This is a genomic window from Caballeronia telluris (assembly GCF_001544495.1).
In the GTDB taxonomy this organism is placed as follows: domain Bacteria; phylum Pseudomonadota; class Gammaproteobacteria; order Burkholderiales; family Burkholderiaceae; genus Caballeronia; species Caballeronia telluris.
On record NZ_FCNZ02000030.1, the window covers coordinates 1 to 12,866 of the forward strand.

A 12,866-nucleotide genomic window follows, 5' to 3' on the forward strand; every position below is an offset into this window, starting at 1 on the left:
AGGTTTGCAGGCTCGAGATCCTTTAATTCCCACGCCTCCAGCCTGATGATTAGATCGCGATACTTGGGCGCCGGCGCTCGTGATGCTGGACACCGACGCCCGGGATGCTGGACACCGACGCCATCAACATGATCGTGGTGGCCCGGAAGGCGAGCGTCGATCGATATGATCGCGAGCGTAAGTCGCTTGTTTGGGGTGGAGCGGTCGGTCGAACGTCCACATGAGAGCCGGTGCGAACGTCCGTAGCTGGCCGTTTGCCGAAGATCGCGATTCAGCGCCGTGCATCCGCCGCGCCCTCGGCCCGAACTTCTAGATCCGACCCAAATCAGTCACCCGAGGCCTCTTATTGCCAGCGTCTCATGCCGGTGGTCATGCGCTGCTCAGGCACTTCGGGTTCCACGCCGAAACGGAGCTCGTCGAAGCGAACAACGTCAAGGTCACTAGCGTGCACGGGCCGGGACCCTCGATATTCAGTGGCACGACGTACGCAAGGTGCAGCGGCAGCGTCGTTATAATCTCATCCATTACTATGAGGGATGTTAAACAGTGTTCACTATCATATATGACCGTTACAAACCAGCGAGAATGCACAGTATAGAGGCGAACGATTGGGTTCAGAGAACGATAGACTTTCTAGAGCAGCTGGAAAAAGGCGCGGACTTATCAATTTTGCACGACCGCCACGCGGCTACGATTGAAGCGGGGGAGATCTGCAGTGAAAGCGGCTTGACGCGGGACAGCATAAATGCTCTCAAGCAACTCAGTACATTTCTCCCGGAAATTGCTTCTAGGTGTGGAGTTTCGCCTGATTTTTTTGAGAATCGGGTCGGCGTTGGATTTTCGCTCTATCCTTTACTGCCGGAGCGTGGGCGACAAAAATTCACTAACGATAGGTATTTGGAAAATATATATAGCTACGTAGAAGATTTCTCAGAGTGCCCCGATGCTCATTCGTCGATCAAGTTTTATCTCGACTGTGGAAATGCTCGGACGCATATTTCTTCGAGGACCGTTGCGGCGCTAAAGGCTGCGCTCAATATGAAGAACGAGATAATCGGAATTCTAGCGTCGCAATCTATGTGGTATGCCGATGGCACGTTAATGCACACCAAAGCTGCCAAGGCACTTGAAAAGAAACTGTCCCCGTCCTTCCGCGATCTCCCATCAGTAGAAGCGCTGGTCAAGTATTTTCGAGTAAAACCCGGATCCACGCAGCCCAAGAAAAACAATGGGCAGGAATTTGAGACCAAACTTGAGGCAGTCTTTACCGCACTCGATGTTCCTTGCGAGCGCACGCCTGTTACAGGCGACTTCGGCGTCGATCTAATCATCTCGATCGGTTCAAAACGGATTGCCGTGCAGGCGAAAGACCATGCGGCCGCAATAGGGGTCTCCGCAGTAATGGCGGTGACGGCGGGAGCACGCCATTACCAATGTACAGATGCGGCGGTAATTTCAAAAGGAGACTTCACACCTGCCGCGCTCGAGCTTGCGAGAACAACTGGCACGACGCTGTTATCGGAAGGCGCCCTCTTGCAAATGCTTCGAGATCGAGTACATTCTCTTTTCTGAAGAAGAGTATCAATTTGCGATTTCATGCTGCTAACGGTTGTGCGGTTGACTGACCACAATAATCCTTTCCTCTGCACATCGGCGTGCTGGGGATAAACGCTATTGTCCTCTCCACTTTCAATGATGTTTCAGTCTAGCGTCGATCGGAGAGGTCGTTCGTCGGCTTCGAAAGGATTGCGGGCGCTCAAACCGCCGCCTCCTTCGATAGATGAGTGGCCGCTTTTGGCCGACTGCGGAAGTCCGATTCGTTATTCGCTCAGAAACACAGCGATTACTGGACCAGTGCGTTTTCGCGTACAGTGCCCTAAACAGCTGGAACGGCCGAGGGAGCGCACGATGAAACGGAGCTACGCATACAAGGCGTTCACGGTCGTCGTTGAGACAGATCCAGTTGTACCTGCGTCGCGCAACGCCAAACTGCAAGCGCCCGAAGGCTTCTTCGCCGTCGTACAAATCACATCCGGACAAGGCGCGCCCATCACTTCGCCGGTACGCCTTTCAGGTGTTGGCGAGCGCCCGTTTGCTAGCGAAGCTGAAGCGCTTATGAGCGGGCATACAGCCGGCCAGAGACTGATCGAGGATTTGGCCGAAGGCGAGCGGGACGAGCCTAGCTCGTAAATCCTCCTAAGAAGTAATCGTCGAGTGGGCAGTGCTCCAATCTGCATTAGACACATCGCTGCGGACGGCGGTCGAATCTCTGAACTCCTTACCCGACCTTAACGCGGTCGTTCAACGGTGACATGGCGCAATGAGCGCTGTCGAGACCATCAACCGCCGTAGCCGCCCAGGGAAAGTCGTGCCTCGTGCAGACGACGCTGCTCCGGTTGGCTAGCAAAGCGTCAACCCGCTGTCCCGCGGGCAATTTCGCTTCCACCGGCGGTCACAGGCGTTTGTGCGATGGTCGCTATGCTCGCGTCGTACCGCGATCCTCTGCCGCCGAGTGCAACAGTCGCCCGCCGCGCGCTGTGGAGCAAAGTCGCTAATGCGGAGTTAATGACCGCCGGAACATCGAACCGTCCTTTTGGCCCGGAAAGCGTCAACGCGCCCTGCAACTCCCCGAACGAGTCAAACACAGGCACTGACGCCGATGTCGTTTCGGGGTCCCGCTCCCCGAACGAGACGGCCCATAGCCGATCTCGAATCTCCTGCCAGCGCGGATCCAGCGTCTCGGTGAAAGCCAGCAATACTTTGCCGGAAGCGCCCTTATCGATTGCGAACTCTTCCCCGACGCGAATCGATACCCGCACGCTGCGGCTCGGCTCGAAGCGATAAAGCACGAGCCGATGATCGCCCTGACGCACGTAGAAGCTCGCCGTTTCACCAAGCTCCGTGCTCAACTGCTGTAGCAAGGGTTCGATGACAGGCCCCACCTGGAAGGATCGCTGATAGAGCGTCGCAAGCCTTAACGGCTGATGACCAATCGCATATTGCCCGTCGCTCAGTTTTCGAATGAAGCCGCCGTGTTCCAAAGCGCCGAGCAGTCGCAGAACCGTACTCTTATAAAGGTCGGTTCGGCGTGAAAGCTCGGTGAGCGTCAGGCGGTCGTCGGTTGGTCCGAACGCATCAAGTATGGCGAATGCCCGGTCCAAGACGGCGACGCCGCTGGACGCTTCTTTAGCGTCAGTGGACGGATTTTTCTTCGACGCCTCTTTGTTCATTGGACCTCCCCAGTTAGCGTTCCTCCACTATACAGTTCTGCGTGACAGAACTCCAGTTCTATAATTCTGGGTTAACCCTTCTTCTCTTGTTTCGGTGACGCGCCTATAGTTCTTACTAACGAAACATCATTCTGCCCAACAGAACTCAGGAGCAATATGAGCACCTCACGTCCTCAAGTCTTGATCAGCGAAGTCGGGCCGCGCGACGGTCTGCAAAGCATCAAGAGCGTCATGCCCACGGCGGCCAAACTTCGATGGATTTCGGCGCTGGCAGCAGCCGGACTTCAAGAAATCGAGGTGGGCTCTTTCGTTCCTCCCAAGCTCTTGCCGCAGATGGCCGACATTCGCGACGTCGTCGCGCACGCCTTGACCATTCCGGGCCTGCATGTCGCTGTTCTGGCCCCCAACCTGCGGGGCTCGCAGGGCGCTTTCGAAGCAGGCGTACATAAGATCACGTTGCCGGTGTCAGTAACCGATGAGCACGCATTGGCCAATATCCGTAAAACCACCGAGCAATTGATTGAAGAGGTACGCAAGATCGTCGCATTGCGCGACGAGCAGTTCCCCGGCATCGAGATCGAAGCGGGTGTTTCGGTTGCGTTCGGCTGCACCATCGCGGGCACGGTGACCGACGACCAAACGATTCGCATGTGCCTTGCAATGGCCGAATGCGGCGTCGACGAAATCGGCCTTTCTGACACGAGTGGCTATGCCAACCCCGTTCAGGTTCGTCGCCTGTTCCGTCGGCTGCAATCCGAAGTCGGGGAAAAGGCAGGCGGTGCCCACTTTCATAACACGCGCGGGCAGGGCCTCGCAAACGTCGTCGCCGCACTCGACGTCGGCGTGACCACCATCGATTCAAGCCAAGCGGGCCTCGGAGGCTGTCCCTACGCGCCCGGTGCAACGGGAAATATCGTCACTGAAGACCTTGCATTCCTGTTGGAAGCGATGGGCTACGACACAGGTGTCGATATCGACAAGCTCATCGCGGCACGGGCGATCCTCGCAGAGGCGCTTCCTGGCGAAGGGCTTTACGGACACGTGCAAGACGCGGGTTTGCCGAAAGGCTTCTCGTATGCAGACGGGCGCGCGCCGAGTGCGCCTCAACCGGAAGGCTGTTTGTTGGGAGCGGCGCAATGAGCGAAGTGCAATCGAACCAATCCTTGCCGTACAGCGGCGTGCGTGTCGTGGAGATGACGCACATGGTAATGGGGCCGACATGCGGCATGGTGCTGGCCGACCTCGGCGCGGAAGTCATCAAGGTGGAGCCGATCACCGGCGACAGTACCCGCAACCTTCGCGGTTCCGGAGCCGGCTTCTTCAGTACCTTCAACCGCAACAAGAAGAGCCTCGCCGTTGATCTCAAGGATCCACGGGGTTTGGAAATCGTCCACAAACTTCTTGCCGGCGCAGACGTGTTCAGCGAAAACTTCAAGAGCGGCACGATGGACAAGCTCGGCCTCGGTTATGCCGCGTTGTCCAAACTCAACTCCCGTCTGGTCTACGTTTCGCATAAAGGCTTCCTACCTGGCCCGTATGACCATCGCACCGCGCTCGATGAAGTTGTGCAGATGATGGGGGGCCTCGCCTATATGACTGGGCCCGAAGGAAGACCGCTGCGCGCAGGTACGAGCGTCAACGACATCATGGGCGGCATGTTCGGCGCAATCGGCGCAATGGCGGCGCTCGCGCAGCGCGAACGCACCGGACTTGGACAGGAAGTGCAAAGCGCCTTGTTCGAGAACAACGTGTTCCTCGTCGCGCAGCACATGATGCAGTACGCGGTCACCGGCAAGGCCGCCGCGCCGATGCCAAGCCGCATCTCGGCGTGGGCTGTCTACGATGTTTTCTCGGTCAAGGACGACGAGCAGATCTTTCTGGCGGTTGTCTCGGATACGCAATGGGCGCTCTTCTGCGACGCGTTCGGCCTCGACGAGCTGAAATCCGATGAGCGTATCACCAGCAACAATCAGCGCGTGCAAGCTCGCGAATGGCTGATGCCGCAACTTCGTGAGCATATGAAAGCGTTCTCCGCAGCAGAAATTAGCGCGATCTTCGAGCGCTGCGGACTGCCTTATGCGCCGATTACGAAACCGCAGGACCTGTTCGACGATCCGCATCTTCTTGCAACGGGCGGCCTAGCCGACGTCACCCTTCCTCCTGACGCAAGCGGTGCCGGCCAGTCAGTGTCCACGAAAACAGCACTGCTGCCCTTGACGCTTAGCGGCGAACGACTGCAGTTGCGCGCGGCTCCGCCCTCACTTGGCCAGGACACGCGCGCTCTGCTTCAACAGTTGGGTTACTCGTCAGAAGAGCTCAAGCAACTGGCGGACGCCGGCGTCGTCAAGTGCCAGGCAAGCCAGTCCGGCGATACGTCCAATCCATCTGCCAACGAACTGGCGAGCGCCTGAATCGGAAAGCACCTATTAGAAGCAATGCGCCGCGCGTCGGCATGACAGCGCGCGGCCCGGTGCTTCATCCGGAGACGAAGCATGACATCCATATCATCAAATATTGCGGCCGAAAGCGCCGTCAATACCACCCTTGAACAGCAGGCCGTTAGAAAAGCTGCGTGGCGTTTCATCCCTCTTCTTGCTCTCGCTTACTTCTTTAATTATCTCGATCGCACCAGCGTCGGCTTCGCGGCGCTGACGATGAACCGCGACCTCGGCCTGACCGCGACGCAGTTCGGCTGGGGTGCGGGCATCATGTTCGCGGGCTATTGCCTGTGCGAAGTGCCGAGCAATCTCGCGTTGTATCGGTTTGGCGCCCGACGGTGGCTCGCGCGCATCATGATCACCTGGGGCTTTTTCGCCGCCGCGACGGCGCTCGCGGTCGGACCGACCAGCTTTTATGCAATTCGTCTTCTGCTGGGTATCGGCGAGGCAGGTTTCTTTCCGGGCGTGATCTTCTTTCTGGCGGTGTGGTTTCCGGCCACCTATCGCACGCGAGTACTCGCATGGTTCACGGTCTCGACACCGCTTTCGTCATTGGTAGGCGGGCCTTTGTCCACCTGGCTTCTGAAGATGGACGGCGTCCTCGGGCTTGCCGGATGGAAGTGGATGTTTATTGTCGAAGGCCTGCCGGCGTGCATTTTGGGCTTCTTTGTTTTGAAGATGCTTGCGGACAAGCCCGCAGATGCGAAGTGGCTGTCGCCGGAAGAGCGTCAGGCACTGCAAAGCGCGTTTGACCGAGAGGGCACTGCAAGTTCGAAGAAAAAGAATTTCAGCGCAGCTTTGAAGGATGTACGAATGTACATCCTCGCGATGATCTCCTTCGGCTTCACGATGGGCTCATATGGCATCGGGATCTGGTTGCCGCAGATGCTCAAAGCTCATGGCATGAGCGTAACGCAGACGGGCTGGGTGTCCGCGATACCTTACTTCTTCGCGACCATCGCGCTTCTTTGGTGGGCAAAGCGGGTTGATCGTCGCGGCGGCCACATCGCCAATCTTGCAGCAGGTCTTTTTATCGGCGCGATGGCGCTCGGCGTTTCAACGTATTTCCAGCAGCTTACTCCGGCATTGACGGGCATTACATTGGCATTGATCGGCACTATTGCTGGCCGCACGATCTTTTACACGCTGCCGGCTCGGTTCCTGTCCGGTCAGGCGGCCGCCGGCGGACTCGCACTCATCAACTCTATCGGTGCACTGGGTGGTTTCGCCGGCCCATACCTCGTCGGCTACTTGAAGGACAGTTACGGCACCTTCACCGCAGGCATGCTTGGTTTGGCTGTCGTACTCGGTGTGACGACCTTGTTGACACTTTCCCTGTTGGCCTTCGAAAAGAGGAATCGCGCAGCATGAGCACAACCAGCAATTACCTCCCTGTCCGCGCGGAGTGGCTTGCGTCCGCAACGGAAGCGGCGCTCGAACCGGATATGCCCATTATCGACGCGCATCACCACTTATACGAGCGCCAGGGTTGGACCTATTTGCTCAATGAGTATTTGGAGGATGCGCGCTCGGGGCACAACATCACTGCATCCGTCTTCATGCAGGGACTGACTCGCTACCGCTCCACTGGCCCGGAACAGCTTCGTCCAGTCGGTGAGGTTGAGTATGTGGCTCAAGTCACCGCGCCCATGCAAAAGGAGAGGCCGCAGGTTGCTAAAGGTCTTGTGGGATACGCGGATCTCAGACGCGGCGCTGCGGTACGAGAGGTGCTTGAGGCAGAACTGGAGGCAGGCGACGGCCGCTTACGAGGTGTACGTCACCTGGTAACGTGGGATGCCGATGCGACCCTTGTGAATCCGCTGTCGGCCGTTCCGGGCGGTTTGCTGCTCGATCCCACTTACCGTGCAGGCGTCGCTCAGCTGAAGTCGTTGCGACTGTCTTACGACGCATGGCTGTTTTTTCCTCAACTCCCCGAGTTGTTCGATCTCGCCAAGGCGAATCCAGATACGCCTTTCATCATTAACCACTGCGGGGGCGTGGTGCGAATCGGCAGCTACACGGATCACCGAAGGGAAGTTTTTGATTCGTGGTCGCGCTCAATGCGCGAACTAGCGCGGTTGCCGAACGTTTATGTGAAGTTGGGTGGGCTCGGCATGCGGATCAACGGCTTCGACTTCGAAAAGGGTGAGAAGCCGCCGTCCTCCATCGAACTAGCCGAAACTTGGAAGCCCTGGATGCATACGTGCATCGAGGCGTTCGGTGCTAATCGCTGTATGTTTGAAAGCAATTTTCCGGTTGACAAAGGCTCCTACCCGTTCAGCAACGGCTGGAATGCGTTCAAACGACTTACCGCCGATGCAAGCGCACACGATCGCCACGCTCTGTTTCAGGGCACTGTAACAAACGTCTATCGTCTCGCCTGAGGCGCATACGCGTCGAATAAAGAATTACTAAGGGTTACCAAGGAGACATGCAGATGGCCAGCCTACCCGCCGACGGGATGAACCCGCCACACGTTTCACCGAGTGCCAGTGGACCGGAACGTATCAACGCACGCATCGACCGTCTGCCGGCGACGCGCTCGGTCTGGATGCTGGTATTCATGCTGTCGATCGGCGGATGGTTCGAGTTCTATGACCTGTTCTTTGCCGCGTACGTCGGTCCGGGCCTCGTCAAGAGCGGCTTATATTCCACCACGACGGCCTCGTTCTTCGGCTTCTCTGGACTTGGCGCGTTCGTCGCGGCATCGTTCGCGGGGCTTTTCATCGGCACGTTCTGTTTCACGCGCCTCGCTGACCGCTACGGACGCAAGACGATCTTCACCGTCTCGCTGCTCTGGTATTCGGTCGCGACGTTCGTGATGGCGTGGCAAGACAGCGCCTTTGCCATCAATCTGTGGCGTCTGATCGCGGGCATCGGCGTAGGAGTCGAACTGGTGACAATCGATACATACGTCAGTGAGTTGGTGCCGAAGAATCTGCGCGGCCGCGCTTTTGCGTTCGTGCATCTGGTGCAGTACACGGCGGTTCCCGCCGTCGCGCTGTTCGCGTGGTGGCTAGTGCCGCGCGCTCCGTTGGGCATCGACGGATGGCGCTGGGTCGTGATCATTGGTGCGCTGGGCGCTTTGGTGGTCTGGGCAATCCGCCGCCGCGTGCCCGAGAGCCCACGCTGGCTCGCGCAGCAAGGACGCCTGGACGAAGCCGAAAGCGTGATGCGCGCGCTGGAAGCCAAGGTCGAGCAACAATATGGCGAGATCCTTCCTGCGCCCGCCGAGAACGTCGGGCCCGCCGCCGTCGTCGGCAAGGCGCGCTTTAGCGAGATCTGGCAGCCGCCGTATCGTCGCCGCGCGATTACGATGCTCGTCTTCAACCTCTTCCAGGCCATCGGCTTCTACGGCTTCGCGTCATGGGTGCCGACGCTGCTAGTTTCCAAAGGGGTGACGGTCACGCATAGCCTGATGTACTCGTTCCTCATCGCTGCATCGAATCCTTTCGGGCCTTTGCTGGCGATGGCGTTCGCCGATCGAATCGAACGGAAGACGCTGATCGTACTCTCGGCGCTTGGTATCGCCGTCTTCGGCAGCTTGTTTGCGACGCAGACGTCGCCCGCCATGCTGATGGTGCTCGGCGTGTTGATAACGCTGTCGGGCACACTGCTCTCTGTTGGTTATCACGCATACCAGACTGAGCTTTTTCCAACGCGCATCCGCGCCACGGCGGTCGGCTTCGTCTATTCGATGTCGCGCCTCTCCGCCATGTTCTCGGGGTTCATGATCGCGTCCGCGCTGCGGCACTTCGGTGTCGAGGGTGTGTTCGGCTTAATCAGCGGCGCGATGCTGATGGTCATGGGAGCGATCGGTTTTTTCGGTCCGCGGACAAACAATCGCACACTAGATGAGGTTTCGCATTGAGCAGCGAATCGCGGCGCGACCGCGGCTGTTGTTCCCAGCGCAATGCGAGCGGGCGCGACGTCGCGAAGGGGAACCGATGCGGGGCGAGACCACTGCTACGGCAGGGCGCGGCCTGCAGAGGGCTTCCGTTCGCACAAGAATCACATGCTGAACACCACAGCCGGTCAAACCCAAACGTTCCTGAGTCAGTGACGTCATCCATCATCCGATAACGGTCCGCTGCCTGAGGTCAAGCGGACGTTCGAGCGTCCGAACGGTAGCGCAGTTCACCGACCGAATGTGGCCGATGAACTAAACCGCTCGCGCGGTAGGGGCTACGGTCTGACGCGAGAGGTCAGGGAGAGGCCGGTCACGCGGCTTTATGTTGGCGAATGAGGCAATCCGCCTCGCTCTCCAGCAGGAGCCGAATCATGACCTCCTTACCGGCAAACGCCAGCCCCTTGCGCCAACGCATGATCGACGACATGCGCATGCGACAGCTTGCCCCCAAGACGCAGGACATCTATCTGCACATCGTGCGTGAGTTCGCCCGCTTCCTCGGGCGCTCACCTGACACGGCCACCGTCGAGGACCTGCGCCGCTACCAGCTCTATATGGTCGACCACGGCACATCCGCCGTGTCGCTGAACCACGCGATTACCGGCCTGAAGTTTTTCTTCACAGTCACGCTCGACCGCCCCGAGCTGATGGTCAGGATGCAACCGGTGCGTGTGCCCCGCATATTGCCCGTCGTGCTCAGTCCCGATGAAGTGCGGCGACTCATCGAGGCGGCCGGCAACCTGAAGCACCAGACCGCGCTGTCGGTCGCGTACGGCGCGGGGCTACGCGCCAGCGAAGTGGTGGCGCTGAAGGTCACCGACGTCGACAGCGAACGCATGACACTGCGTATCGAGCAGGGCAAGGGCCGCCGTGACCGCTACGCGATGCTCTCGCCGGTGCTGCTCGAACGTCTGCGTGTGTGGTGGCGCGTGGCCCGTGCGCAGGGCAAGATGCTCGATGGTGGGTGGCTGTTTCCCGGACTCGATCCGCTCGATCAGTTGAGCACGCGACAGTTGAACCGTGCCATTCATGCCGCCGCCGAGACTGCGAACATCGACAAACGCGTGTCCATGCACACACTACGCCATAGCTTTGCGACACATCTCCTCGAACAGAAGGTGGATATCCGCGTGATCCAGGTGCTGCTCGGCCATGCAAAGCTCGAGAACACCGCGCTCTACGTCCAGGTGGCCACCGACCTGCTGCACGAGGTCACCAGTCCGCTGGACCGTCTGCCCTCAGAGTAGACCCGCGGGCTGTAACGCCTCATGCTGGAGGTTGCGGACATCTTCCGCAGCCACGGGCCAGCGTGGCGAGCCACGACACACTTGAGCCTGGGGCAGCTGAAGGTCATGTCGGCCATCGAACGGTGCCGCACGGCGGCACTGGGCGGACATGTGCTGCGCTGTTCAGGCTGCACAAGGACCGAGGTGTCCTTCAACTCGTGCCGGGACCGGCATTGCCCGAAGTGCCAGGCCAGCGCCGCACACCGCTGGCTAGAGGCGCGTCAGGCCGATCTGCTACCCGTCGAGTACTTCCACGTCGTCTTCACGCTGCCCGCGCCAATCAGCGCGATCGCCTGGTACAACAAGCGGGTCATCTACGGGCTGCTGTTCGACATCGCCGCCGACACGCTGCGCTCGATCGCCGAGGATCCCAGGCATCTCGGCGCCCAGATCGGCGCCACGCTCGTGCTGCACACTTGGGGATCGGCGCTCACGCATCACCCGCATGTGCACGGCATCGTCCCCGGTGGCGGGCTGTCGCCTGACGGTGAGCGCTGGATCGCCTGCCGGCCCGGCTTCTTCCTGCCCGTGCGCGTCCTCTCACGCCTGTTCCGACGCCGCTTCCTCGAGGCACTCCAGTCGGTTCACCACCGTGGCGACCTGCAGTTCTTCGGCGAGTACACCGGGCTCGCCGACCCCGCCACCTTCGCCCGATGGCTTGCGCCCCTACGTACTTGCGAATGGGTGGTCTACGCCAAGCGCCCGTTCGCCGGACCGAAGGCGGTGCTCGAGTACCTCTCACGCTACACGCACCGCGTCGCCATCTCCAACCAACGTCTGGTCGCCGTCGATGAGCGTGGCGTGACGTTCCGCTGGAAGGACTACCGTGCGAAGGGACGCACCCGCTACAAGACCATGACCCTCGAAACCGGCGAATTCATGCGCCGCTTCCTGCTCCATGTGCTGCCCGGTGGTTTCCATCGGATCCGCCACTTCGGGCTGCTCGCCAACCCGGTGCGCCGCGCCAATCTCGCAAAGGTGCGCGATCTGCTGCACGTCGCACCCGAGCTCAGCCCGTCGCCGGACGACGCCATCATCGAAACCCGCCCCGTCTTCATCTGTCGGCACTGCGGCGCACCGATGATCGTCATCGAAATCCTCGGGCGCAGCGCCCCGATCCGCGCACCGCCAATGCGCCGGGATCCGGCATGAACTCCACGGTTCCTCGACCTGCCTGTCGAACGTTGGCTCCGCGGCAACGCGGCCCAAGGATGGAAGCCTGCGCGTGTCGCTACGCGAAGCGCTTCGCCCAGCCGCCTCATCATCGCGAATGCACGACTAAACCACTTCGCTACGGCGTCAGCGCCCCTCCGGCACCCCGCCTGAGCTTGCCGCATCCGGCACCACTGACCATTCCGGTCTATCAATCGCCATAGCCGCGAACCCTCCAATCGCAGTGGGGCACTCCGCGGTTTCCTCCATCGGGTTTATTCGACGCCTGCCAACACGCGCAGAGGCACCGTCACATTCCTGTGATCGATGGCAGGCATCGAATAACCCTTAACGACCGCCGCCTGCCGCCGTCGGCTGAACCCGACCCTGAGCCGCCATTGGAACCGCCACTGCGTCAATGCCCGCTTCCGAGGCCCAACGGCCATCCGTGAGTCTGTGGCGGCCGGCACGTTGTCGGCCTAGGCGGCCATTGATACATCCGTGTGCGATTAATCGTGTCGTCAGCTACCGCTCGAGGACTCTGAGCTGACGGAGTTTGGCTACATAGGGAACCCTAAGGGCCCGCGCAAACCCGCCGTTGAATCCTGACGCCAAACGTCCCAGTCAGCCGCGCGCAACCGTGACAAAATGAGACCGGTGATTGGTTGCCGCCAGCGTTTTTCCGCGCGTCTCAAGCGTGGCATTCTTCGTGTAAGATGCAGTGGCCTACGCTGCCCGCTTGAGAAGCGGGAACGTCTCAAATGACTAGCGCATGGATCTCCTGAAAGAGGACGCCGACAGCAAGGTGCGAAACCGGCGTCAGACTTCAAGCGGCACGGGACGCCGGTGG

At 59.7% G+C, this 12,866-nt stretch carries 9 protein-coding genes and 1 pseudogene; 9 read left to right on the forward strand and 1 reads right to left on the reverse strand.

Translation table 11 applies throughout. The annotated features are described in order from the left end of the window. The first annotated feature begins 585 nt into the window (after positions 1-585). Positions 586-1,572, forward strand: a complete 987-nt coding sequence (locus tag AWB66_RS27170) for a restriction endonuclease (protein ID WP_087633179.1) — start codon at positions 586-588, stop codon at positions 1,570-1,572. A 336-nt stretch (positions 1,573-1,908) separates the two neighbouring features. Next, positions 1,909-2,190 (forward strand): hypothetical protein, encoded by a 282-nt coding sequence (locus AWB66_RS27175; protein WP_087633180.1) that lies wholly within the window; start codon positions 1,909-1,911, stop codon positions 2,188-2,190. A gap of 221 nt (positions 2,191-2,411) precedes the next feature. On the opposite strand, the gene AWB66_RS27180 is transcribed toward AWB66_RS27175, so the two are convergent. Beyond that, positions 2,412-3,230, reverse strand: coding sequence for an IclR family transcriptional regulator (locus tag AWB66_RS27180; protein ID WP_087633181.1), 819 nt, complete (start codon positions 3,228-3,230; stop codon positions 2,412-2,414). 156 nt (positions 3,231-3,386) lie between these two features. Here AWB66_RS27180 and AWB66_RS27185 point away from each other — a divergent pair, with 156 nt between their 5' ends. The 7 genes and pseudogenes from AWB66_RS27185 (at position 3,387) to AWB66_RS27215 (ending at position 12,016) form a co-directional block, all read left to right on the forward strand. Continuing rightward, a complete protein-coding gene (locus tag AWB66_RS27185; protein WP_087633182.1) occupies positions 3,387-4,370 on the forward strand; it encodes a hydroxymethylglutaryl-CoA lyase in 984 nt (327 codons plus the stop codon). Further along, on the forward strand, positions 4,367-5,641 hold the full coding sequence (locus AWB66_RS27190; protein WP_087633183.1) for a CaiB/BaiF CoA transferase family protein: 1,275 nt from the start codon (positions 4,367-4,369) through the stop codon (positions 5,639-5,641). The genes AWB66_RS27185 and AWB66_RS27190 overlap by 4 nt, the downstream gene beginning before the upstream one ends. A gap of 81 nt (positions 5,642-5,722) precedes the next feature. Beyond that, positions 5,723-7,039 (forward strand): MFS transporter, encoded by a 1,317-nt coding sequence (locus AWB66_RS27195; RefSeq protein WP_087633184.1) that lies wholly within the window; start codon positions 5,723-5,725, stop codon positions 7,037-7,039. Further along, positions 7,018-8,052: pseudogene (locus AWB66_RS27200) on the forward strand (amidohydrolase family protein); the annotation flags it as partial. The gene AWB66_RS27195 and the pseudogene AWB66_RS27200, both read left to right, overlap by 22 nt. A gap of 53 nt (positions 8,053-8,105) precedes the next feature. Next, positions 8,106-9,539: an MFS transporter gene (locus tag AWB66_RS27205; protein WP_407642332.1), complete on the forward strand. Its 1,434-nt coding sequence runs from the start codon at positions 8,106-8,108 to the stop codon at positions 9,537-9,539. Positions 9,540-9,949: 410 nt separating this feature from the next. Continuing rightward, positions 9,950-10,825, forward strand: a complete 876-nt coding sequence (locus tag AWB66_RS27210) for a tyrosine-type recombinase/integrase (protein ID WP_087633187.1) — start codon at positions 9,950-9,952, stop codon at positions 10,823-10,825. A 21-nt stretch (positions 10,826-10,846) separates the two neighbouring features. Beyond that, complete coding sequence (locus AWB66_RS27215; RefSeq protein WP_087633188.1) at positions 10,847-12,016, forward strand: IS91 family transposase; 1,170 nt, start codon at positions 10,847-10,849, stop codon at positions 12,014-12,016. Positions 12,017-12,866 lie beyond the last annotated feature (850 nt).

Excerpts from the sequence above, each read along its gene's own strand:
- AWB66_RS27170 (WP_087633179.1), top strand. The coding sequence starts at position 586 with ATGCACAGTATAGAGGCGAACGATTGGGTTCAGAGAACGATAGACTTT.
- AWB66_RS27175 (WP_087633180.1), top strand. The coding sequence starts at position 1,909 with ATGAAACGGAGCTACGCATACAAGGCGTTCACGGTCGTCGTTGAGACA.
- AWB66_RS27180 (WP_087633181.1), bottom strand. The coding sequence starts at position 3,230 with ATGAACAAAGAGGCGTCGAAGAAAAATCCGTCCACTGACGCTAAAGAA.
- AWB66_RS27185 (WP_087633182.1), top strand. The coding sequence starts at position 3,387 with ATGAGCACCTCACGTCCTCAAGTCTTGATCAGCGAAGTCGGGCCGCGC.
- AWB66_RS27190 (WP_087633183.1), top strand. The coding sequence starts at position 4,367 with ATGAGCGAAGTGCAATCGAACCAATCCTTGCCGTACAGCGGCGTGCGT.
- AWB66_RS27195 (WP_087633184.1), top strand. The coding sequence starts at position 5,723 with ATGACATCCATATCATCAAATATTGCGGCCGAAAGCGCCGTCAATACC.
- AWB66_RS27205 (WP_407642332.1), top strand. The coding sequence starts at position 8,106 with ATGGCCAGCCTACCCGCCGACGGGATGAACCCGCCACACGTTTCACCG.
- AWB66_RS27210 (WP_087633187.1), top strand. The coding sequence starts at position 9,950 with ATGACCTCCTTACCGGCAAACGCCAGCCCCTTGCGCCAACGCATGATC.
- AWB66_RS27215 (WP_087633188.1), top strand. The coding sequence starts at position 10,847 with ATGCTGGAGGTTGCGGACATCTTCCGCAGCCACGGGCCAGCGTGGCGA.